Source organism: Pseudomonas leptonychotis, from assembly GCF_004920405.1.
GTDB classification, from domain to species: domain Bacteria; phylum Pseudomonadota; class Gammaproteobacteria; order Pseudomonadales; family Pseudomonadaceae; genus Aquipseudomonas; species Aquipseudomonas leptonychotis.
Map to the genome: position 1 here is coordinate 2,115,757 of NZ_RFLV01000001.1, position 22,762 is coordinate 2,138,518.

The 22,762-nt window shown below is 60.1% G+C and carries 21 protein-coding genes and 1 pseudogene; 3 read left to right on the top strand and 19 right to left on the bottom strand.

All coding sequences use genetic code 11. From position 1 onward, the window contains the following. Positions 1-4 precede the first annotated feature (4 nt). From ubiB to ubiE, 3 genes are read right to left on the bottom strand one after another with little or no spacing between them, the layout of a single operon-like run. Positions 5-1,594, bottom strand: coding sequence for a ubiquinone biosynthesis regulatory protein kinase UbiB (gene ubiB / locus D8779_RS09765; protein ID WP_136664215.1), 1,590 nt, complete (start codon positions 1,592-1,594; stop codon positions 5-7). Then, complete coding sequence (locus D8779_RS09770) at positions 1,591-2,208, bottom strand: ubiquinone biosynthesis accessory factor UbiJ (RefSeq protein ID WP_136664216.1); 618 nt, start codon at positions 2,206-2,208, stop codon at positions 1,591-1,593. Before D8779_RS09770 ends, ubiB begins: the two co-directional genes overlap by 4 nt. Further along, on the bottom strand, positions 2,208-2,978 hold the full coding sequence (gene ubiE, locus D8779_RS09775; protein ID WP_136664217.1) for a bifunctional demethylmenaquinone methyltransferase/2-methoxy-6-polyprenyl-1,4-benzoquinol methylase UbiE: 771 nt from the start codon (positions 2,976-2,978) through the stop codon (positions 2,208-2,210). Before ubiE ends, D8779_RS09770 begins: the two co-directional genes overlap by 1 nt. A gap of 173 nt (positions 2,979-3,151) precedes the next feature. Here ubiE and D8779_RS09780 point away from each other — a divergent pair, with 173 nt between their 5' ends. The 3 genes and pseudogenes from D8779_RS09780 to D8779_RS09790 form a co-directional block, all read left to right on the top strand. After that, on the top strand, positions 3,152-3,430 hold the full coding sequence (locus D8779_RS09780) for a polyhydroxyalkanoic acid system family protein (RefSeq protein ID WP_136664218.1): 279 nt from the start codon (positions 3,152-3,154) through the stop codon (positions 3,428-3,430). Between the two features lie 163 nt (positions 3,431-3,593). Further along, complete coding sequence (locus D8779_RS09785; RefSeq protein WP_136664219.1) at positions 3,594-4,034, top strand: phasin family protein; 441 nt, start codon at positions 3,594-3,596, stop codon at positions 4,032-4,034. A gap of 10 nt (positions 4,035-4,044) precedes the next feature. Next, positions 4,045-4,770, top strand: a pseudogene (locus D8779_RS09790) (phasin family protein); the annotation flags it as partial. A 70-nt stretch (positions 4,771-4,840) separates the two neighbouring features. On the opposite strand, the gene D8779_RS09795 reads toward D8779_RS09790, so the two are convergent. The 16 genes from D8779_RS09795 to D8779_RS09870 form a co-directional block, all read right to left on the bottom strand. Then, complete coding sequence (locus D8779_RS09795; RefSeq protein ID WP_136664221.1) at positions 4,841-5,455, bottom strand: TetR/AcrR family transcriptional regulator; 615 nt, start codon at positions 5,453-5,455, stop codon at positions 4,841-4,843. An 87-nt stretch (positions 5,456-5,542) separates the two neighbouring features. Then, the gene (gene phaC / locus D8779_RS09800) at positions 5,543-7,225 is read right to left on the bottom strand and encodes a class II poly(R)-hydroxyalkanoic acid synthase (RefSeq protein WP_136664222.1); all 1,683 of its coding nucleotides are present in this window, start codon (positions 7,223-7,225) and stop codon (positions 5,543-5,545) included. Between the two features lie 203 nt (positions 7,226-7,428). Next, positions 7,429-8,289: a poly(3-hydroxyalkanoate) depolymerase gene (gene phaZ, locus D8779_RS09805; protein WP_136664223.1), complete on the bottom strand. Its 861-nt coding sequence runs from the start codon at positions 8,287-8,289 to the stop codon at positions 7,429-7,431. A 156-nt stretch (positions 8,290-8,445) separates the two neighbouring features. Further along, positions 8,446-10,125, bottom strand: a complete 1,680-nt coding sequence (gene phaC, locus D8779_RS09810) for a class II poly(R)-hydroxyalkanoic acid synthase (protein WP_136664224.1) — start codon at positions 10,123-10,125, stop codon at positions 8,446-8,448. 374 nt (positions 10,126-10,499) lie between these two features. Beyond that, on the bottom strand, positions 10,500-10,874 hold the full coding sequence (locus tag D8779_RS09815; protein ID WP_136664225.1) for a gamma-butyrobetaine hydroxylase family protein: 375 nt from the start codon (positions 10,872-10,874) through the stop codon (positions 10,500-10,502). Between the two features lie 92 nt (positions 10,875-10,966). Next, entirely contained in the window at positions 10,967-12,307 is a 1,341-nt protein-coding gene (gene hslU / locus D8779_RS09820; RefSeq protein ID WP_136664226.1) for an HslU--HslV peptidase ATPase subunit, read from the bottom strand. 153 nt (positions 12,308-12,460) lie between these two features. Then, complete coding sequence (gene hslV / locus D8779_RS09825) at positions 12,461-13,000, bottom strand: ATP-dependent protease subunit HslV (protein WP_136664227.1); 540 nt, start codon at positions 12,998-13,000, stop codon at positions 12,461-12,463. A gap of 141 nt (positions 13,001-13,141) precedes the next feature. Beyond that, positions 13,142-13,822: an SPOR domain-containing protein gene (locus D8779_RS09830; RefSeq protein WP_136664228.1), complete on the bottom strand. Its 681-nt coding sequence runs from the start codon at positions 13,820-13,822 to the stop codon at positions 13,142-13,144. Beyond that, entirely contained in the window at positions 13,823-15,562 is a 1,740-nt protein-coding gene (argS, locus tag D8779_RS09835) for an arginine--tRNA ligase (RefSeq protein WP_136664229.1), read from the bottom strand. Between the two features lie 215 nt (positions 15,563-15,777). Next, complete coding sequence (gene betA / locus D8779_RS09840; protein WP_136664230.1) at positions 15,778-17,466, bottom strand: choline dehydrogenase; 1,689 nt, start codon at positions 17,464-17,466, stop codon at positions 15,778-15,780. A gap of 117 nt (positions 17,467-17,583) precedes the next feature. Further along, a complete protein-coding gene (gene betB, locus D8779_RS09845; RefSeq protein ID WP_136664231.1) occupies positions 17,584-19,056 on the bottom strand; it encodes a betaine-aldehyde dehydrogenase in 1,473 nt (490 codons plus the stop codon). Positions 19,057-19,275: 219 nt separating this feature from the next. Continuing rightward, positions 19,276-19,941, bottom strand: coding sequence for a transcriptional regulator BetI (gene betI, locus D8779_RS09850; protein ID WP_136664232.1), 666 nt, complete (start codon positions 19,939-19,941; stop codon positions 19,276-19,278). Positions 19,942-20,101: 160 nt separating this feature from the next. Continuing rightward, a complete protein-coding gene (locus D8779_RS09855; protein ID WP_136664233.1) occupies positions 20,102-20,647 on the bottom strand; it encodes a DinB family protein in 546 nt (181 codons plus the stop codon). A gap of 28 nt (positions 20,648-20,675) precedes the next feature. After that, on the bottom strand, positions 20,676-20,984 hold the full coding sequence (locus D8779_RS09860) for an NIPSNAP family protein (protein ID WP_136664234.1): 309 nt from the start codon (positions 20,982-20,984) through the stop codon (positions 20,676-20,678). A 70-nt stretch (positions 20,985-21,054) separates the two neighbouring features. Further along, positions 21,055-22,029 carry an endonuclease/exonuclease/phosphatase family protein gene (locus D8779_RS09865; RefSeq protein ID WP_136664235.1) on the bottom strand — a complete coding sequence of 325 codons (975 nt, stop codon included), beginning with the start codon at positions 22,027-22,029 and terminating at the stop codon, positions 21,055-21,057. 29 nt (positions 22,030-22,058) lie between these two features. Beyond that, complete coding sequence (locus D8779_RS09870) at positions 22,059-22,697, bottom strand: esterase/lipase family protein (protein WP_136664236.1); 639 nt, start codon at positions 22,695-22,697, stop codon at positions 22,059-22,061. Positions 22,698-22,762 lie beyond the last annotated feature (65 nt).

Consider the following 22,762-nt stretch of genomic DNA (forward strand, 5'->3'; position numbering starts at 1 on the left):
GTGGCTATCGGCGCAACACCAGATAGAGGCCGCCTACGACCATTAGCCAGCTCGGCCAGGCGAGGACGGTCAAGGTCAGGCCCTGGCTCACGGCGCCGGCTATTAAGGCGGCACCTAATAGACGTGCCGGCCACTGCCGGGTGTTGGCAGGTTGCTGCTGGCGTGGAGCCGGCTGCTGATTGAGTCGCTCCAGGGTTTCCCGGGCGATTTGCGACAGATGCGGCACTTGCTCGGCTTGCAGTTGCAGGTTGCGCAGCAGCTGCAATGGGCTGACCCGCTCACGCATCCAGCGTTCAAGAAACGGCTGAGCGGTGCTCCACAGGTCGAGGTCCGGGTAGAGCTGGCGGCCGAGACCTTCGATGTTCAGCAGGGTTTTCTGTAATAGAACAAGCTGCGGCTGCACTTCCATATTGAAGCGCCGCGCGGTCTGGAATAGGCGCAGCAGTACCTGGCCGAAGGAAATGTCTTTCAGTGGTTTCTCGAAGATCGGCTCACACACAGTGCGTATCGCGGCTTCAAAGTCGTTGATCTTGGTTTCGGCCGGAACCCAACCCGAGTCGATATGCAGCTGCGCCACGCGGCGGTAATCGCGCTTGAAGAAAGCAATCAGGTTACGCGCCAGGTAGTCCTGATCTTCGGCAGTCAGGCTGCCGATGATGCCGCAGTCGATGGCGATGTACTGCGGGTTCCATGGCGTGCGGGTGCTGACAAAGATATTGCCGGGGTGCATGTCGGCATGGAAGAAACTGTCGCGGAATACCTGGGTGAAGAAAATCTCCACGCCGCGCTCGGCCAGCAGCTTCATATCAGTGCGCTGATCGGCCAGGGTCGCCAGGTCGGTAACCTGAATGCCGTAGATGCGCTCCATCACCAGCACTTTCGGCCGGCAATAGTCCCAGTACACCTGCGGCACATAGAGCAATGGCGAGCCTTCGAAGTTACGCCGCAATTGGCTGGCGTTGGCGGCTTCGCGTAGCAGGTCGAGTTCGTCGTAGATGGTTTTCTCGTAATCGCTGACCACTTCCACCGGGCGCAGGCGGCGGGCATCGGCGGAAGATTTTTCCGCCAGTTTGGCCAGCAGAAATAGCCAGGCGATGTCCTGTTCGATGACTGGTTTGAGGCCTGGGCGAATCACCTTGACCACCACTTCTTCGCCGGTTTTCAGCTGCGCGGCATGCACCTGAGCGACGGACGCCGAAGCCAGTGGTTGCGCATCGAAGCGGGCAAACACTTCGCTGACCTTGGCCCCTAGCTGGGATTCGATTAGCGCTTGTGATTGCGCGGGGTCAAAGGGCGGCACCTGATCCTGCAGCCTGGCCAGTTCATCGGCGATATCCGTTGGCAATAGGTCACGGCGGGTCGAAAGCAGCTGACCGAACTTGATAAAGATCGGCCCCAGTTCTTCCAGTGCCAACCGCAAACGTGCGCCGCGCGACAGCAGTAAATCGCGGCGTGGCAGCCAGCGCCAGGGCAACACATAGCGCAGCACGCGCGCCCACAAGGGCAGCGGCAGGGCGAATAACAGGTCATCCAACTGGTAGCGAATCACTACGCGCTGGATACGCAACAGACGACGAACGGCAAGCAGCTTCATGCGATGGGCTTATGGCGTTGGGCGAGGCGCTCAATGCGCGCGTCGAGTCGGTCGAGGGACAGCTTGAGGTGGTCCAACTCGGCGAAGCGTGCATCGGCTTCGCGTTGGCCAACCAGGCTGCGGGATTCTTCGCTGAGGTAATCAGCCAGGTTCAGGCGCAGGCTATCGAGCGCCTGGCTGCTCCAGTTGGCGCGACTGCGCAGATGACCGCCGAGCAGTTGGCTGCCCACTGGGCCAAGCCAGCGCGACAGTTCGTATTCCCAGTCCAGCTCCAGATCCTGCAGGATGCCGGCGAGCTCCAGCAAGGCCGCGCTGTCACCTTCCAGGCTGACTTCCGGGCTGTGCAGGACGCTGGTCTTGTCTTTGCTGGTGGCCAGGCGCAACAGGCTGGCGGCCGGGGCGCGCAGCAGGCAATCCGTCTCCCCTGCCCATTGTGCGGCCAGTTGCAAGCCGCTGGCGCTGGGCAGAATAAACAGCTGCAGGTTCGGTGCGCTGCACTCCACGGCAATCACCCGGCCACTCAACCGCGCCAGCCGCGGCAACGCCGTGCTGTCCATGGCCAGTACTCGGTTAAGGCCGAGTTCGACCCCGGCCAGCAGTCCGGTGAGGATCATCAGGGCTTGATGCCACGGTGCAGGGCGACGATGCCGCCGGTCATGTTGTGGAAGGTCACACGCTCGAAACCGGCTTCAACCATCATGGCCTTGAGGGTGTCCTGATCCGGGTGCATACGGATCGACTCGGCCAGGTAACGGTAGCTTTCGGCATCATTGGTGATCAGCTTGCCGGCCAGCGGCATGAACTTGAACGAGTAGGCGTCGTAGAACTTCGACAGCAGCGGGCTGGACGGCTTGGAAAACTCCAGGATCAGCAAACGGCCGCCGGGCTTGAGTACCCGCAGCATCGAGCGAATGGCGTCTTCTTTGTGGGTGACGTTGCGCAGGCCGAAAGCGATGGTCACCACGTCGAAGTGGTTGTCCGGGAACGGCAGCTTTTCCGCGTCGGCCTGAACGAAGCTGACGTTGCCGGCCACGCCCTTGTCGAGCAGGCGATCACGGCCGACGCGCAGCATCGACTCGTTGATGTCGGCCAGTACCACTTCGCCGGTCGGGCCGACCAAGCTTGAGAATTTACGGGTCAGGTCGCCCGTACCGCCGGCTATATCCAACACCCGATTGCCGCTGCGTACGCCAGATAGCTCGATGGTGAAACGCTTCCACAGGCGGTGCATACCGCCGGACAGTACGTCATTCATCAGGTCGTATTTGGCGGCCACCGAATGGAAAACTTCGGCGACTTTATCGGCCTTCTGGCTTTCTGGCACGCTCTGGAAACCAAAGTGTGTGGTGGGTTCGCTGTCGCTGTTCTTGCGCGGGTCGTTCATCGTGCCCTTTCCTAAACAGAGAGGCTGAATCAAAGTGGCGGCCATTCTAAACCTAAATGCAGGCATAGGCTCCAAACCGCACGTGCGAAGTAAAAGCCTGAAAGCGTTGCAGGTGTGCAGCTTGCTATAGTCACGCGACTTAAGGTCGCAGTTAACGGGCGAGGAGAAATGCCATGGCCAAGATCACGATTGAACGCCCCCACAACCTAGGCCGCGAAGTGGCGCGGGAGAAAGCCGAGCAACTGGCCGAGCGCCTGGCTCGTCAATATGACGTGCGCTATCGCTGGAATGGCGACAGCTTAGAGTTCAAACGCAGCGGTGCCGACGGTCGTATCGAGGTGCATGAGAACAGTGTGCGCGTGCAGCTCAGCCTGGGTCTGTTGCTGTCGGCGATGAGCAGCAGTATCAAGCGCGAAATTGAAGAGGTGTTGGATAAAAATCTTCAGGCCTGAAGTTTCGATGGTCGGGTATTCAACGCCGTCGCTGCGAGTGCTAACACGCGCACGCTGCAATTATTTACAGGCTTAGTATGCGGTTTCTAATTTTCATCGATACCTTGCATCTAAGCCTGCATCCCGTGGGCGTTTCCTCGAAACACTTAGAGTGAGGTGCACCATGTCGAAAGTTGCCGTTAAAAAGAAAGCCGTCGTTGAAGAAACCAGCAGCGTGCTGAGCGACGCGAAAGTTTACGCCCGCAAAATCTGGTTGGCTGGCCTGGGCGCTTACGCCAAAGCCGGTCAGGAAGGCTCCGAATACTTCAAGGACCTCGTCAAAAGCGGCGAAGGCGTTGAAAAGCAAGGCAAAAAGCTGGTCAACGAACAAGTTGAAGCAGCTAACAGCCAGATCGACAGCGTTAAGAGCACTGTCACCAGCAACGTCAGCAGCGTGAAAAGCAAATTTGAAGTGCAGATCGACAAGATCGAGAAAGCATTTGATAACCGTGTGGCCAGCGCACTGAACCGCATTGGCATCCCATCCAAGCAGGATGTTGAAGTACTGTCTGCTAAGCTGGATGAGCTGAGCGCGTTGCTCGAGCACGTCGCGCGTACCAAATAAGGAGAGCAGGATGGCCGTTAAAAAGAAAACCGAAAAGCAAACCACTTCCTGGATCGGCGAAGTAGAAAAATACTCGCGTCAAATCTGGTTGGCTGGTTTGGGTGCTTACTCCAAGGTCAGCAAGGACGGCAACAAGCTGTTCGACACGCTGGTCAAGGATGGCGAGAAAGCTGAGAAGCAAGCAAAGACCGAAGTCGACAAGCAAGTTGGCGCCGTGAAAAGCACCGTGAACACGAAAGTGGACACTGCTAAGTCGCGCGTTGATGAAGTTAAAGACAAGGCAATGGGCAAGTGGGGCGAGCTGGAAGAAGCCTTCGATAAGCGTTTGAACAATGCCATTTCGCGTCTCGGTGTACCGAGCCGTAATGAAGTGAAGGCGCTCAACGCTAAAGTCGAAAGCCTGACCAAGCAGATCGAGCAACTGACCGGTGTATCGGTTAAGTCGGTTAAGCCTGCGGTCAAGAAAGTTGCTGCCAAGCCTGCCGCTAAGCCGGTTGCCAAAGCAGCTGCAAAACCAGCCGCTAAGCCAGCTGCCAAAACCGCAGCTAAGCCTGCCGCCAAGGCTGCAGCTAAACCAGCGGTCAAGCCCGCTGCTAAGCCAGTTGCCAAAGCCGCCGCCAAGCCGGCTGTAAAACCTGCTGCCAAGCCAGCCGCCGCTAAGCCTGCTGCTCCAGCAGCCGTAGCAGCACCTGCTCCGGCCGCCGCTCCTGCTGCACCTGTAACACCTGCTAGCCAGTCGTAAGACGCCCAGCAGTTCACGCAAACGCCCGGCCTAGTGCCGGGCGTTTTGCGTTTGTGCGTGCGGGTTAATCTTCCAGATAACGTTGCGCCAGGTGTTCGGCAGCGTAGCGGGGCTCTTCGGCCAGGTGCGGGGCGACCAGCATCATGACTTGATACACGACCAGACGACTCTCGCCTTCGCGGCCGATAATGCGCTGGTAGTCGAGCGAGAACAGCAAGGTCAGGGTGATCTGCTCGACCAACTGACCCAGTGATTGGGTATCACTTTGTAGCTGCCCATCGATCTGCAATTGCGCCAGTAGTTCGGCCAGCGTGCGCTTCAGGCTATTCAACCAGTGGCGCATACCGCGCTCCAGTTTTGGCAGGCGGCTGGTGAGGTTGGACAAGTCCTGGAATAAGAAGCGGTAATGGGCCAGACGCTCGACGATCAGGTGCAGGAACAACCAATAGTCTTCCACATCCAACTGCACGTCTTCAGGCGGCGAGAGCAGCGGCGCGAGTTCGGCTTGAAAGCGTTCGAACAGACCGAGGATCAGCGGTTCTTTACCGTGGAAGTGGTAGTACAGATTGCCCGGGCTGATACCCAGTTCGTTGGCAATTTCCAGGGTGGAAACATTCGGTTCGCCCTTCTGGTTGAACAGTAGCAGGGCGCATTCAAGGATTCTGTCGCGGGTTTTCATCCGGTCTTCTTATTCTGGCCGCGTAAAGGCTGACGATACCTGGCCGCAACAGGCTGCGGCCAGGTCGATTATGACTCAGTAGATGTTTTAGCGGACATGCACATAGGTGCCGGGTGCGGCTTCCATGGCGGGGTAGTGCTGGTTACCCAGGGCCATCAGGGTGTCGCTCTGTTCGCCGGAGCGCTCCTGCATCCAATCCAGCCACACTGGCCACCAGCTGCCCTGCACGTGTTTGGCGTCGTGGTACCAGGCGCGCGGGTCACCCGTCAGCTTAGGGTTTTCCAGGTAGTTGGACTTGGGGTTGCCTGGCGGGTTGAGGATGCTTTGAATATGCCCGCTGTTGGACAGGATGAAGCGCCGATTGCCGCCCAACAATAATGTCGAGCGATACACCGCATCCCAGGGCGTGATGTGATCGTTGATGCCGGCAACACTGAAGCTGTCCACTGTGACTTTTTGCATATCGACCGGCGTGCCGCAGACTTCCAAGCCGCGCGGGTGGGTCAACGGGTTGTGTTTGAAAAAGTCGATCAGGTCGCCATGCAGGGCAGCCGGCAGGCGGGTGTTGTCGTTGTTCCAGTAAAGAATGTCGAAGGCCGGCGGCTGCTTGCCGAGCAGGTAATTGTTGATCCAGTAATTCCAGATCAAGTCGTTGGGGCGCATCCAGGCAAACACTCGCGCCATGTCGCGGCCATCCAGTACGCCTTGTTGATAGGAACGGCGTTTGGCCGCCTCTAAGGTCAGTTCGTCGGCAAACAGCATGGCCGGGCTATCAATTTGGCTGTCTAACAGGCTGACCATGTAAGTGGCGCTGGCCACTTTGCGCAGCTGTCGCTTGGCCTGCAGGTGGCCTTGTAGAGCGGCAATCGTCAGGCCGCCGGCGCAGGCGCCAAGCAGGTTGACGTCCTTGCTGCCGGTGATTTCGCGGCAGGCGTCTATGGCCTTTTCCAGGGCTTCCACATAGCTCGAAAGGCCCCACTCGCGGTGTCGTGGGTCGGGGTTGCGCCAGCTGACAACGAACGTCTGCAGGCCGTTTTTCAGGGCGTATTGGACGAAGCTCTTCTCGCTGGAAAGATCGAAAATGTAGTACTTGTTGATTTGTGGCGGCACGATCAGCAGTGGCTTGGCGTACTGTTTCTCACTCATCGGCTTGTACTGGATCAGCTCCAGCATCTCGCTGCGAAACACCACGGCGCCGCTGGTAGTGGCTACGTTGCGGCCGACTTCAAAGGCATGCTTGCTGACTTGGCTGGGCATGTCGTCGTTGTTCACCAAGTCATCGACCAGGTGAGTCACGCCCTTGAGCAGGCTGCTGCCACCACTATTGAACAGTTCCTTGATCACCTGCGGGTTGAGCAGGGTATTGCTGGGTGCTAACGCATCACCCAGCAAAGTGGCGACAAACCGCGCGCGGGCTCGGTCGTCAGCGTCCAGGCTGCTTTCATCGATCCAGCTGTTCAGCTGTTTTTGGCAGGCCAGGTAAGCTTGTAGGCTGCGGCTGTAGAGTGGATTGTCCCGCCAAGTTGGGTCAGCAAAGCGGGGGTCTTGCGGGTTGACCTTGAACGGCTTGTCACCCAGCAGCACGCGGCCCAGTTGGCCGCCCAGCGCGGCAACATGCCGGGCGCTGTGAATAGGTTGTTTGAACCCCTGCAGGGCCAGGCCGCGCAAGGTTGAGAACAGGTCGCGGCCGCGTAGACCGACCATTGCATTTTGGGCATTCATCACGCTGCTGCGTACAGGCAGGGCGCGTTTGGCGGGTTGGTCTCGCATGGGGCAACACTCCGTCGTCAAACCGTGAGACTTCAAGGTTGGTAGGTAAGCAGCAAGGCTTGTACCAATGCGCGCGCAGGTGCATCCAGACTGCCGCGCGCCAAGTCTCAGGTAATACAACGTGCCCATAAGTGGGTCAAGCGTTGTGCGATCAGCACAGCCTCAGTGCGGGTTGTCGAGGTGCTTGCCCAGCTAGGGTGCGTTTAGCCGATCGTACGAGCGGGCGCGGGTTGCGGGTGCATGATCGCGCGCTGACGTTCTTCTTCAAGAAACTTCATGATGATCGGTGCAACGGCCTCGGCGCGGGTTACTAGAAACAAATGACCATCGTCGATCACGTGTAGTTCCGAGTTGGGAATACGCCAGGCCAGCAGGCGCATATTCACCAGCGGGATCAGCGGGTCGTCGTCACCGGCCATTACCAAGGTCGGTTGGCGGATCTTGTGCAACCAGTGAATGCTGGTCCAGCCGAGGCCGGCGAACAGCTGCCAGTAGTAGCCCATCTTGCCGCCTGAACGGACTTTACTGGCATGCGCCAGGGCCAGTTTCGGGTCGCGGCGGAACGCGCCGCCATAAATTTCCGGGGCAATTTGCACGCCATAGGACGGCTGCACGTAGCGCCGTGGGCTGGCCATGCACCAGAGCACCTTGGGTTTGCCTGGGATCATCACCGCGCCAGCCGAGGTGGCCGCGAGGATCAGCTTCTTGCAACGCTCCGGGTAGTCGTGGGCGAATTGTTGCGCCAATGCGCCGCCCCAAGACACGCCAATCGCATTGACCTGACCGTAGTCGAGGTAATCGAGCATGCGTGCCGCCAACTTGGCCAAGCCTGGAAAGCGATACGGCGTGCTAGGCGTTGAAGAGCCGCCCACACCGGGCACATCGAAAGCGATGACTTCCAGGTCTGGGTCGAGTGCGCGCACGAACGGCATGACCAGTTCCAGGTTGGCACCGATGCCGTTGAAAATCAGCAGCGGTGTCATGGTGCCGTTGCCGGGGCGAACCGCGGTACGGAGTGTCTGGCCGTCCAGTTCAATGGTACGGAATACGAAAGGTAGCGACATGCGCAAAAGCCCTATCAGTTAAAACGCTGAATTAGACCCTCCGGGTCTTTTCCAGAAACGCCAGGGCAAAGCCTGGTTCGCGCCACCCGATCAATTGAGCGGATGGGCGAGCGACACTTCCAGTGCCGCGGGCAGTGTTGCGCAGTGCGCAGGTGATCAACGTTCGTGAACGTAAGTGCCGGGAGCTGCTTCGCCGGCAGGGTATTTCTTATTGCCCAGTTGGGTCGGTGCTTTTTTCTGTGTGCCGGAGCGCTCGCCGAGCCAGACCTGCCAATGCAGCCACCAGGAATCGGTGTGCTTGGTCGAGCTGGCTTGCCAGGCTTTCGGGTCTTTGGGCATTTCGGTGTTGGTCATGTAGCGACCTTTGGGATTGCCCACCGGGTTGAGAATGCTCTGGATATGCCCGCTGTTGGATAGCACGAACTCGACCTTGCCGCCGAACAAGTTGGCCGACTTGTAGCACGACTCCCACGGGGTGATGTGGTCGGTGGTGCCGGCCACGCAAAACAGGTCGCAGGTGACTTGTTTGAGGTCGACCGGCGTGCCACAGACTTCCAATGCGCCAGGGCGAATCAGCGGGTTGGACGTGAACATGTCGATAAACTCGCCATGCAGAGCAGCGGGCAAACGGGTGGTGTCGTTGTTCCAGTAGAGGATGTCGAACACCGGCGGCTCATTGCCCAGCAGGTAGTTGTTAACCCAGTAGTTCCAAATCAGGTCGTTGGGGCGCATCCAGGCGAATACTTTGGCCATGTCGCTGCCTTCCAGCACACCGGCTTGGTATGAGCGACGCTTGGCCAACTCCAGGCTTTTTTCGTCAGCGAACAGCGCCACGTCGGTTTCCAGGCGGTTATCCAGCACGCTAACCAGCAAGGTCAGGGCATGCACCTTCTTCTCACCTAGCGCGGCGTAATGGCCCAACAGCGAGGTGGTGGTGAGGCCGCCGGAGCAAGCCCCGAGCATGTTGATGTCCTTGCTGCCCGTGACCGCGGTGACCACGTCGATGGCTTCTTTCAGCGCTTCGATATAGGTCGACAGGCCCCATTCGCGGTGCGCCTTGGTCGGGTTGCGCCAGCTCACCACGAAGGTCTGCACGCCATTGCGCAGCAGGAAGCGGGCGACGCTTTTTTCCGGTGATAGGTCGAAGATGTAGAACTTGTTGATTTGCGGCGGTACTACCAGCAGCGGACGCTCTTGCACCTGCTCGGTGATCGGCTTGTACTGAATCAGCTCCAGTAGGTCATTGCGGAAAATCACGGCGCCATCGGTGGTGGCGAGGTTTTTGCCAACCTCGAAGGCATTCATGTTGACCTGGCTCGGCATGCCACCGTTATTAACGATGTCCTGGGCCAGGTGCGACAAACCGTCGAGCAAGCTCTTGCCGCCGGTTTCGAAGAAACGTTTAACCGCCGCCGGGTTGGCCATGCTGTTGCTGGGGGCCATGGCTTCGGTCATCAGGTTGATCACGAAGTGGCCACGGCTGGCATCCTGTTCAGACAGGTTGCTGTGCTCGACCCAGTCATGCAGCTCTTTGCGCCACGCCAGGTAGGTTTGCAGGTAACGACGGTACAGCGGGTTCTGACTCCAGGCCGGGTCGGCAAAGCGGCGGTCGCCGTCAGTGGGCGTGAGGTCGGATTGGCCGAGTATCACGTTCTTCAGCTCGATGCTGAAGTGAGCCAGGTGTTTGGCGCTGTGCAGCGGTTGCTTAAGCGCTTGCTTGAGCACAATGCGGGCGGAGCTGAGCAAATCTTTACCACGGATGCCGATCACCGGGTTAAGCCCCAGGGTGTTCTCGGAGGCCTGGTTTTTCAGGTCATCATTATTCTTATCAGTCATCTACAACGCTCCATTGTCCTGAGACGAAATACCGGCGTACTGCTGTGCGCGGCGACACAGGGCTAAGGGCCAGGTATTGCCCGGATTACCAAGGGCGGATTGCTCCGCAATCTTCCTCGTCGCAGGGGTTGCCTGGCACGAGAAAACTTCCAACTACTTGGTTACCCGAGTTTGAGAATTTGTGCAAGCTGGCCGCGAGTCAGGCCGAATGCGCGTTGAGTATGCCGGGAAGGATTAGAAAATGCGCTCTAACCCGTCAGGATCATTGGGCTAGACGGGTTGCTGTACTGCGGCAGATTGCCGCTTGCGGCGCGGAAGAGAGGAAATAACTGAAACGCTTTCATCAATTGCAGAAGGCCTGCGGCCCTAAGACTTCACAGCAGCAACTTAACCACGCTTTCGCTGGGATCGCGGGATTTACCGGCGGCACTCAGGGTGGCGAGGTAGTCGTTCCACAACTCAGCCTGGCGGCAAGCCAATTGCTCAAGGTAATCCCAGGTGAACAGTCCGCTGTCGTGGCCGTCATCGAAGCTCAGTTTGAGGGCGTAGTTGCCGGCGGGTTCGATCTTGCTCAGGCCAACGCCGAGCTTGCCGGTTTGCAGGATGGGTTTGCCGTGGCCCTGCACTTCAGCCGACGGTGAATGCACGCGCAGGAACTCGGCGGGCAGGGTGTAGCGTTCGTCGGCCCCGTAGTGCAGCTCCAGGGTTTTCGAGGCTTTGTGCAGTTTTATTGCGGTGGGGATACGCATGCACGATTCCAGAGGCGGTGTAGCCCGGATGCAATCCGGGGGCTTCGTGATGAGTGGCCCCGGATTGCATCCGGGCTACGAGGGCGGGGTGGTTAAAGAATATAGCGCGACAGATCTTCATCCTGCGCCAGCTCACCGAGGTGGCTGTTGACGTAGGCTGCGTCGATCACGATCGGCGTGCCGTTCTGCTGGCCGGCCAGATCGCCGGCGCTGAAGGAGACTTCTTCAAGCAGGCGTTCGAGTAGGGTGTGCAGACGGCGCGCACCGATGTTCTCGGTCTTCTCGTTGACCTGGTAGGCAATCTCGGCGATGCGTTTGATGCCTTCGGCGACGAACTGGATGCCCAGGCCTTCGGTGTTCAGCAGCGCGGCGTATTGCTCGGTGAGCGAGGCGTGCGGCTCGGTGAGGATGCGCTCGAAGTCTTCTGGGGTCAGGGCTTTCAACTCGACGCGAATCGGCAGACGGCCTTGCAGCTCGGGCACCAGGTCACTCGGCTTGCTCAGGTGGAAGGCCCCCGAGGCGATAAACAGGATGTGATCGGTTTTGACCATGCCCAGCTTGGTGTTCACCGTGCAGCCTTCGATCAGTGGCAGCAGGTCGCGCTGTACACCTTCGCGGGACACATCGGCACCGCTGGTGTTGCCGCGCTTGGCGACCTTGTCGATCTCGTCGATAAACACGATACCGTTCTGTTCCACCGCTTCCAGGGCCTGAGCCTTGAGTTCTTCCTCGTTAACCAGGCGTGCGGCTTCTTCGTCGCGCACCAGTTTGAGTGCTTCTTTGACCTTGAGTTTGCGGCTCTTCTGCTTGCCCTTGCCCATGTTGGAAAACAGGCTTTGCAGCTGGTTGGTCATCTCCTCCATGCCCGGCGGGGTCATGATTTCGATGCCGGCCGGTGCGTCGGCCACTTCGATCTCAATGTCCTTGTCGTCCAGCTGACCTTCGCGCAGACGCTTGCGGAACAGCTGGCGGGTGTTGGAATCACTGCCCGGCGCAGATTCCTCGTTGAAACCCGTGCGGGCCGGTGGCAGCAGGGCATCGAGGATGCGCTCCTCTGCAGCATCTTCGGCGCGGTGACGAACCTTGATCATCTCCTGCTCGCGCAGCATTTTGATCGCGGCGTCGGCCAGGTCACGGATGATCGACTCGACATCGCGGCCGACATAACCGACCTCGGTGAATTTGGTCGCTTCCACTTTGATAAAGGGTGCGTTGGCCAGTTTGGCCAGGCGTCGGGCGATTTCGGTTTTGCCGACGCCGGTTGGGCCGATCATCAGGATGTTCTTCGGTGTGACCTCGGCGCGCAGCTCAACCGGCAGCTGCATGCGCCGCCAGCGGTTGCGCAGGGCGATGGCCACAGCGCGCTTGGCGTCGTCCTGACCGATGATGTGGCGGTTGAGCTCGTGAACGATCTCGCGGGGCGTCATGGACATGCGGCGTACTCCAGAAAAGACCGCTAATCAGGGTGTTTAAAGCGTCGCGAGCGACGGTCAGGCAAGGCGAAAGGAGGCGAGGAAGCGGAGTTTACGTCTGTAAATGAGCATTCCGAGCCTGCTTTCAACGCAGCATGGCCGAGCGCAGCAGCTTTAAACGGTCTGATCGGCGCAGTCTTCTTCTTCGATAGTTAGGTTTTGATTGGTGAAGACACAGATGGAGCCGGCAATGTTCAGCGCGGTTTCGGTGATTTCACGGGCGCTCAATTCGGTTTTCTGCAGCAAAGCCATGGCCGCGGCTTGGGCGAAGCCGCCGCCGGAGCCCATGGCGATCAGGCCGTGTTCGGGCTCAACCACATCACCGTTGCCGGTGATGATCAAGGAGGCGTCTTTGTTGGCCACGGCCAGCATGGCTTCCAGGCGGCTCAACGAGCGGTCGGTGCGCCAGTCTTTGGCCAGCTCGACAGCGGCGCGCACCAAGTTGCCTTGGTGTTTTTCCAGTTGGCCTTCAAAACGTTCGAACAGGGTAAAGGCGTCGGCGGTGGCGCCGGCAAAACCGGCCAGCACTTGGCCGTGGTACAGGCGACGCACTTTTTTCGCGTTGCCTTTCATCACGGTATTGCCGAGGGACACCTGGCCGTCGCCGCCCATGACGACTTTGCCGTTGCGGCGCACTGAAACGATGGTGGTCAAGGGGAGAGTCTCCACGCAGCGGGGCGAAAGTGCCCAATGCTGAGTGAAGTGGGGGCAGCGGCGCCCTGCTTCAAGCCCTGTAGCGCACGCTGTCCGACAAATAGTCGTCAGAGCGCGCCGCAGGGCCTGAAGTCGCGGGGTTTATTGCGCCTGGCGCTGCTGTAACAACAGATTGCTAAAACCGCTAGCAGCCAGGGATTTCTGCGCTTGGCCGAGCTGTTCGCGGGTGGCGAAGGGGCCGACCAAGACGCGGTGCCAGGTTTCTTCGCGCACAGTGCCAGACTCGACCTGCACGCTCTGCCCGAGCAGGATGATCTGCGCACGCAGGCTGTCGGCGTCGTCCTTGCGGCGGAACGAACCGGCCTGCAGGAAGAACTGCGAGCTAACCGGGCCTTTGGCGACCACCGGTGGCGGTGGTGGCACCTGACCGTTGAGGGCGGCTTCGGCGCGTGCGGCATCAATCTTCGCCGCTTCCTCCGGGGTGACAGGCTTTTGCGCCGGTGGCTCGACGGGCTCGATGCCTTGCGGCGGCAGGATGACTTCCGACTCCGGCAGCAGGGTGTAGAAGTCGTACTTGGGCTTGGTCGGCTCATTGCTGGCTGGCTTAGCCGCTGCGGCTTTACTGGCCTGAGCGGCGCGCGCTTGTTCAACCTTGGCGCGCTTGATTTCATCGCGACCCGGTTCGAGGCTGAACAGGAACACCATAAAACCGCCGATCACCAGGCCGCAAACCAGCCAGAACCAGCCCGGCACCGGTTTTTTCGCCGGGGCTTGGTAGCGGCTGGCGCCGCGCTTGGCTGCGGGTTTCTTTTTAGCCGCCACTTACATGCGCTCCAGAGTTTCCAAGCCAAGCAACTCAAGGCCCTGCTTGAGGGTGCGGCCAGTCAGGGCGGCCAGGCGCAGACGGCTGTTGCGCAGCGCTTCGTCCTCGGTGGAGAGGATCGGGCAGTTTTCGTAGAAACTGGAGAACAGCCCGGCCAGGTCATACAAATAGGCGCACAGCAGGTGCGGCTCGCCTTTGTCCGCGACGCTGGCGAGCACTTCGTTGAATTGTGCGAGTTTGCCGGCCAGCTCGATCTCATGGGACGCTTGCAGGTTGAGCTGGCCGCCGATTTCATCGAAACCCTTGCCCAGCTTGCGGAACACGCTGGCCACGCGGGTGTAGGCGTACAGCAGATACGGCGCTGTGTTGCCCTCAAAGCTCAGCATTAACTCGAAGTTGAAGCGGTAATCGCTGGTGCGGTGCTTGGACAGGTCCGCGTACTTCACTGCGCCGATGCCCACGGCGCGGGCGATTTGCCGTAGCTCAGCCTCGTCCAGCTCGGGATTCTTGCCCTTGACCAGGGTGTAGGCGCGCTCTTCGGCTTCATCGAGCAGGTCGACCAATTTCACTGTGCCGCCGTCGCGGGTTTTGAACGGGCGGCCGTCGGCGCCGTTCATGGTGCCGAAGCCCATGTGCTCCAGCTGCATGTCAGCGGGGACGAAGCCAGCCAGACGCGCGGCAGTGAAGACCATCTGGAAGTGCAGGGCCTGACGCTGATCGACGAAGTACAGTGCGCGGTCAGCCTTTAGCACGTTGGCGCGGTAGCGGGTAGCAGCCAGGTCAGTGGTGGCGTACAGGTAGCCGCCGCCAGCCTTCTGCACGATCAGCGGCAGCGGGTTGTCTTCGGCGTTCTTGAACTGCTCCATAAACACGCACTGCGCGCCGTCGCTTTCGCTGAGTAGGCCCTTGGCCTTGAGGTCGGCGACCACGTTGGCCAGATCGTCGTTGTAGGCGCTTTCGCCTTTTACGTCGGCCATGCTCAGTTTGACGCCCAGGCGGTCGTACAGCGCCTGGCAGTGGCTCAGGGAGATATCGTTGAAGCGGTGCCACAGGCGCAGGCACTCAGCGTCGCCGGCCTGCAACTGCACCACCAGCTCGCGAGCGCGTTCGGCGAATTCGGCGGAGTCGTCAAAACGCTTCTTGGCGGCGCGGTAGAAGCCTTCCAAGTCGGCCAGTTCGCTTTCGGCAGCGCCTGGGTTCTCCTGCATATAAGCCAGCAACATGCCGAACTGAGTGCCCCAGTCACCCACGTGATTCTGCCGGATCACCTCGTCACCGAGAAACTCCAGCACCCGCGCCACACCGTCACCGATGATGGTCGAGCGCAGATGGCCAACGTGCATTTCCTTGGCCAGGTTGGGGGCCGACAGATCGACCACCACACGCTGCGCCACACCGGCTTTGCGCACGCCGAGCGTGGCGTCGGCCAGCAGGGCGTCCAGGCGCACGGCCAGGGCATGGATGTTTTGATAAAAATTGAGGAAACCCGGGCCAGCGATTTCGACCTTGCTGATATCCGCATCGGCCGGTAGCGCCGCAATCAGCTTCTCGGCCAGGTCACGCGGCTTCATGCCGGCTGGCTTGGCCAGCATCATGGCGATGTTGCTAGCGAAGTCGCCGTGGGTTTTATCCTTGGTGTTCTCCACCTGAATGGCCGGGCTCAGGCCTTCAGGCAGCACGCCGTCGGCGGTGAGGCGGGTCAGGGCTTGCTGGATCAGGTGGCGAATGCTGTCTTTCATGGTCTGCTCGGTCGGCCGTGGGGGGCGGCGGCGCACAATGGCGCTGGTTGAAAACTGCGCATTATCGACGCCCTTCGCCCGCAGCTTCAAGCAGCGTGTGGTTTAGCCTGGTTAAAGGCTGCCGAACCGTTGTGTCGCCCGGATGAAATCCGGGGCACGTCGGCCCCGGTAAAGCCGCTCCCGGATTGCATCCGGGCTACGGGTGATCGCGCTGACTAAGCAGAGCGCTGCGAGGTTAGGCGCGCCGCGGCGTTGCCGGCCACGTAATAAGGCGCCGTGCTGCGCGGCAAAGGGCTGCGGCCGCGGATTTTGTCGGCAATCTTCTCGGCCATCATGATGGTGGGGGCATTCAGATTACCGGTGACGATCAGCGGCATGATTGACGCATCCACCACGCGCAAACCCTGCACACCGTGCACCCGGCCCTGGCCGTCGACCACTGCCATGGCGTCTTCGCCCATCTTGCAGGAACACGACGGGTGGTAAGCGGTTTCCGCATGCTCGCGGATAAAGGTGTCCAGCTCAGCATCGCTTTGCACGTCTTTACCTGGGCTGATCTCGCGGCCGCGATAGGGGTCCAGTGCCGACTGCGCCATGATGTCGCGGGTGATGCGGATGCCGTCGCGGAACTCGCGCCAGTCCTGCTCGCTGGCCATGTAGTTGAAGAGGATGCTCGGGTGCTCGCGCGGGTCCTTGGATTTGACCTGGATGCGGCCACGGCTGGGCGAGCGCATGGAACCCATGTGCGCCTGGAAGCCGTGCTCCTTCACGGCGTTGCTGCCGTTGTAGTTAATCGCCACCGGCAGGAAGTGGTACTGGATGTTCGGCCACTCGAAATCTGCACTGGAACGGATAAAACCGCCCGCCTCGAATTGGTTGCTGGCGCCGATGCCCTTGCCGAGGAACAGCCAGTTGGCGCCAATCATCGGCTGATTCCACCATTGCAACGCAGGGTACAGCGACACCGGCTGTTTGCAGGCGTATTGCAGGTACACCTCCAGGTGGTCTTGCAGATTCTGGCCGACGCCGGGTAGGTCATGCACCAATGGGATGTCCAGCTCGCGCAGCAGCGCCGCTGGGCCCACGCCGGAGCGTTGCAGCACTTGCGGTGAGGCAATCGCGCCACTGCACAGCAACACTTCGCGACGCGCGTTGACGGTGGTCGCGGTGTTGCTGTCGCCCTTGAGGTAAGCAACGCCAATGGCACGTTTGCCGTTGAAGAGAATGCGGTCGGTTAAGGCATGGGTGACGATGGTCAGGTTCTGTCGCGCGCGCGCTTGGTCGAGGTAGCCACGCGCGGTGCTGGCACGGCGCCCCTTGGGGGTGACGGTGCGGTCCATCGGGCCGAAGCCTTCTTGTTGGTAACCGTTGAGGTCATCCGTGCGCGGGTAACCGGCCTGGGTGCCGGCTTCGATCATGGCGTGGAACAGCGGATTATTGCCGGGCTTGGGTGTGGTGACGCTCACCGGGCCATCACCGCCGTGGTAGGCGTTAGCGCCGATGTCACGGGTTTCCGCCTTGCGAAAATACGGCAGGCAATCCAGATAACTCCAGTTTTCCAGGCCCTTTTCTTTGGCCCAACCGTCGTAATCCATGGCGTTACCGCGGATATAGCACATGCCATTGATCAGGGAAGAACCGCCCAGGCCCTTGCCGCGCCCGCACTCCATACGGCGGTTGTTCATGTGCGGTTCGGGTTCGGTCAGGTAGGCCCAGTTGTAGCGCCGGCCCTGCAACGGGAAGGCCAGCGCGGCTGGCATCTGGGTGCGGAAATCCTGGCGGTAATCGGGGCCGCCGGCTTCTAGCAGCAGCACGCTGACGCTGGCATCTTCGCTTAGGCGAGCGGCCAGTACGTTACCGGCAGAGCCGGCGCCGATGATGATGTAATCGAATTCTTGAGACATATGCAGTACCTGGAAACGTGCCGACAGATCGGGCTGCCCGGAGGAGGGGGCAATCTGTGGGAGGGGCTTTAGCCGCGACACCTTTCGTGGCTAAAGCCCCTCCCACGGGCGTGATGCTTAAAACACCGAGGTGTAGCCGCCCATTTCGAGCTGCACGGACTTGATCCGTGTGTAATGCGCCAAGGTGCTCAGGCCGTTTTCGCGGCCGACGCCGGACTGTTTGTAACCGCCCACCGGCATCTCGGCTGGCGACTCGCCCCAGGTGTTGATCCAGCAGATGCCGGCTTCTAACTGGTGGATAACCCGGTGCGCGCGGTTCAGGTCGCGAGTTACCACGCCAGCGGCCAAACCATAGTCGGTGTCGTTGGCGCGGCGGATCACTTCTTCTTCCGTGTCGTAGATCAGGATGCTCATTACCGGGCCGAAGATTTCTTCGCGCACGATGGTCATGTCATCTTTGCAGTCGGTGAACACCGTGGGTGCAACATAAGCGCCCTTGGCGTAGTCGCCCTCGGTCACACGGTTGCCGCCAATCAGCAGGCGTGCGCCTTCGCTGCGGCCTTTGTCGATATAACCGAGCACGCTTTCCATGTGGGCCGTGCTGACCAGTGGGCCGAAGTTGGTGTCTTCAACCTGTGGGTCACCGAGGCGAATGCGTTTGACCCGTTCCAGCACCTTGGCTTCAAAGCGCGCTTGCAGCATGCGCGGCACAAACACGCGGGTGCCGTTGGTGCAGACCTGGCCGGAGCTGTAGAAGTTGGCCATGACCGCGATATCGGCGGCGCGGTCGAGGTCTGCGTCTTCGAAAATGATCAGCGGCGACTTGCCGCCCAGCTCCATGGTGACTTCTTTAAGTGACGAGCTGGAAGCGCTGGCCATGACCTTCTTGCCGGTCACGGTGCCGCCCGTGAAGGAGATTTTCTCGATGCCCGGATGCTCGGTCAGCCACTGGCCGACTTCACGGCCGCTGCCGGTCAGCACGTTGAACACGCCATCCGGTACACCGGCGGCGGTATAGATCTCAGCCAGCTTGAGGGTGGTCAGCGAGGTCACTTCGCTGGGCTTGAAAATCATCGCGTTGCCGGCGGCCAGCGCTGGGGCCGATTTCCACAGGGCGATCTGAATCGGGTAGTTCCAGGCGCCGATACCGGCCACCACGCCCAGCGGCTCGCGGCGCGTGTAGACGAAGCTGGTGTCGCGCAGGGGGATCTGCTCGCCCTCGATGGCGGGGATCAAACCGGCGTAGTACTCCAGCACGTCCGCCCCGGTGACGATGTCGACATAGCGGGTTTCGCTCAAAGGCTTGCCGGTGTCGAGGGTTTCCAGCGCGGCCAATTCATCGTTACGTTCGCGCAGGATGTCTACGGCCTTACGCAGGATGCGCGAACGCTGCATGGCGGTCATCGCGGCCCAAACTTTTTGCCCGGCCGTGGCGCTGGCCACTGCCAACTCGACATCAGCCTGGCTGGCACGCTGCACCTTGGCGAGAACTTCGCCGTTGGCAGGGTTGATGCTATCGAAGGTTTCACCGGTGCTGGCCGCTACATAACGGCCACCGATGTAGAGCTGTTGCTCGTCAAAACGTGGCATGGCGCTGTCCTCGTGTCTGGTTTGTTGGCGGCCAGTGCGCGGGGCGAAAGCCGGCGGGGAATGCTGTACAGGCTAAAGTATTTTTATTGAACGCTCAATCAATAAAAGCGACAAGGCCGCGCCAAACGCGACATGCAGGCCGTGTTGGCAGCGATATATGGCTGGTTGAGTATGCTCAGCCGGCTCGTGTCAGCCCAGATAGCGGAGGGCGGATTGAACTCAGGCACGTGCCTTGGGCGTAGGGAGGGTTATGGCGCAATCAGCCATCTGTGGTTGGGCGGCGGCTAGCCCACCCTGCGTGGTTTTGAGCAGTTGCAGGTCGAGGTATTCGTAGGCGATCTGCATGGCTTGCTCAGTATCGAAGCCCTCACCAGACAACGCCCCGCGCAGCCACAAACCATCAATCAGTGCGGCCAAGCCACGGGCGGCCGTGCGCGCTTGCAGCGGCGGTAACACCAGGCGGAACTGGCCGCACAGATTGGAATACAAACGGTGATCATTGACCCGCTGCAAACGCCGTAGCGACGGCTGGTGCATGCTGGTGGCCCAGAACGCCAACCAGGTTTTCATCGCCGGGCCGTTGACCTGGCTGTCATCGAAGTTGCCTTCAATCATCGCCCGCAGGTGTTCGCGCGGTTGGTCTGGTGGCAGGTTGGTGCGGCGTTCGCGCACCGCATCGCTAAGCGCCTGCATCAGATGGCGCATGGTGGCTTCGAGCAGGCCGTTCTTGTCGCGAAAATAGTGACTGATGATGCCGTTAGAGACCCCAGCAAGCCGCGCAATATAGGCGATGCTGGCATCCCCCATGCCGACCTGATCAACCGCGTCGAGGGTCGCCGCGATCAATTGTGAGCGGCGGATCGGTTGCATTCCGACCTTGGGCATCTGCTTCTCCATCAGTGGGGTCACCCCCCGAAATGCAGGCAGTCTAGGCCGGTTATTGTTGAGCGATCAATCAAACAGGGCGTTTCAGCGATGACCCGTCGGTCATGGGCATGCCACGTGATAGACGCTGTCGCGTACGTATCAGAGGGCCTAAGGCGGGTTATGCCGGGCCGTCGCTGTCGGCAATCAGGGCGAGTAAGTCGGTCACGCCAACATCCTGACCCGCTTGGAACAGCAGGGTGCTGGCTTGGCCGCGATGATGGGTCTGATGGTTGAAGAAATGCAGCATCAGGCTGGCGTAGGGACGTTGCGCCGGCACGCCTTTCATATTGCTGTAGGCCAGGTGCTGCTCCACGTCTTGCTCGGTTAGCGCCGCCACCCAGTCGCTGATATGCCCATCCAGGCGGCTGCGCAAAGCCTGCAGCGGGGGGAGCGTGTCGAATAACAGCCGATCCAGCGCCGCTGGCCGCGCCAGATCGCTGATCGCCTCACGCAGTTCATGGCAGGCCGGGTGCTCGGCAAAGCGCTTGAGCCAGATGATATCGGCCACGGCAATATGGTTGAGGGTGCCGAAGATGGAGCTAAAGAACGCGCCACGGTCCTCATGCAGCGCCTGCGGCGAAAGCGCGGCAGCGGCCGCATAGAGCCGGTCGTTCATCCACGCGTTATAGCGAGCCAGTAACTGGAAGTGGGGCAGCTGGGACATGGCATTTAACTCGGCAATTAATCTTCAGTTAGGCATCCAATACCGGGCGGAAGAAGGTGCGCTCGTAGCTGATGATGCACTGGGTGTCTTCTGCATATTTAAAAGCCGCCAGGCACTCAGCGTCGGCGAAGGACTTGAGCCGGTACTGCTCGTACTCAGCCAAGCTGGGAAAGCTAAACATCGCCAGGCCGATATTGTTGGCCCCTTCCGAGGGCAAAAAGTAACCGTGATGGGTGCCGCCGAACTTCGCCACCAAGGCAATCCACAGCTTGCCGTAATGCTCGAATTCCTTGAGCTTGCGTGGATCGAGCACATAGCGCAGATGACAGGTGATCATGCGGGTCCCTCAATGATTGAATGGCTTGCCGTTCGAGCAAAGTTTGCCAGGCAAGGTAAACCTCTCGCCTTTATTTCTCTAGCGCCGGCACCAGGCGAACCAGTACTGGCAAATGATCCGAGCCCAGCTGCGGGCCTACTTGGCGCGCCACCACGGCCCAATGCTGCGAGACCAGTATCTGGTCGATAGGCAGCCCGAGCACGCCCTGCAAGACCGCCGGCCAGGTCGCGGCCAAACCGCTGGCACGGTGCAAGCCCAATTGCGCCAGCCCGCTAAAGGCCGACGACCACGGCGTGGCATTGAGGTCGCCGGCTAAAACCGTCGGTATAGCGCTGCTGGCGGCTTGCTTGGCCAGGGCCGTCAGCTTGGCGTTACGCACGCGGTGGTAGTGCGGCGAAAGCGGCGGCATCGGGTGCAGCGCAATAATCCCGACCGGCAGCCCGCGCCATTGCAACTGCGCCTCGATATGGGCAATCCCCTGCGCATCCTCGATCACTGCTATTCGCTGCAGTGGATGGCGTGACAGCACGGCGATTCCAAAGGGGCTGTCCTGGGCCACGATGCGTTGAAACGGGTACTCGCGTAGTGTGCGCAAGCCAGCCGCATAGGCCGGAGAAACCTCCAGCAGCACCACCACATCCGGCTTTTCCTGCGCCAACCACGTGGCCAGTGCCTGGGTGTTGCGGCTATGCAGATTGACGTTGGCACTGGCCACGGAAAACGTGGCGGCCTGTGGCTCGTCTGTCGGTGCCGGTGCGGAGGCCGTAAGCCAGGGCAGCGGCAAGGCCAACAGCAAAACGGCCCAACGCTTATCACCCCAATAGGCCAGCCCGGTAAATACCACCAGTCCCAACAGGAACAGCCATTGCCAATGGCTGGCCAGATCGATCAGCCAGGCCAGCGTTCCTGTCGAGTCGGCGAGCAAGTGCGAGAGCAGTGGCAGCAGCAAGCCGAATAGGCAAAGCAGCGCGAGCGTATACACGCGCCGGGCCCAGAGGGCGCTGCGGTATGGCTTGGGCTTATCGGGCAGGCTAGTTGTGGGCATGTTTGATTATTCGCGCTCCCAGCACCTCGTTAAGGGTCATGATTGAAATGTCCTTGCTGCAGAAACGACTTGATCTGACTGGTCACAACATCTGCATTGGCCATAAACGTATGGCTGTGCGGAACAGTAATAAAGTCCTTCATCTCCGCGAGCTTTGCGCTCTCCACCGAAACCTTGCCGTCGTTTGGTTTGGGCAAGTCGTCGGTAAACCACGGGTCTAGGCTTTCCGTGCCGGCGACTATACCGATCTCCAGAGGGATAGATTTAAGCTGGTTGGGTGTGCTGTCGGTTTCGGTGCCGAGTTGCTGTCCGGCTGGCCCGGTCGCCATTTCGTACCACCATTGGTCTTTCTTTTTCGTTGCCACCTCGCTGCCGTGGTTGGGTGGGCCAAGCATGACCACTCGCTTGGCTTCTGCAACGACGTTGTTCTGAAAATACTGCCTGACCAAAATGCCGCCCAGAGAATGGGTAACAAAGTGGATGCTCTGCGCGCCCGCTTTTTTACACTCGGCAATGCCATCCCCACCACTGACGCCAGCTGTTGGATGTCTTTTTCCGTGGACGGGTAGCTGTTGTTGATGACGGTGTAATGCTTTTTGGCTAACGAGTCTTCGATTGCATTCATCGAATAGCTGGTGCGGCCCATGCCATGCAAAAGCACTACGCACTCATTGGCCAGAGATATCGGCGCGATAAGCAACAAGAGATAAAGAGTGAGGCGCATGTGGGTTAA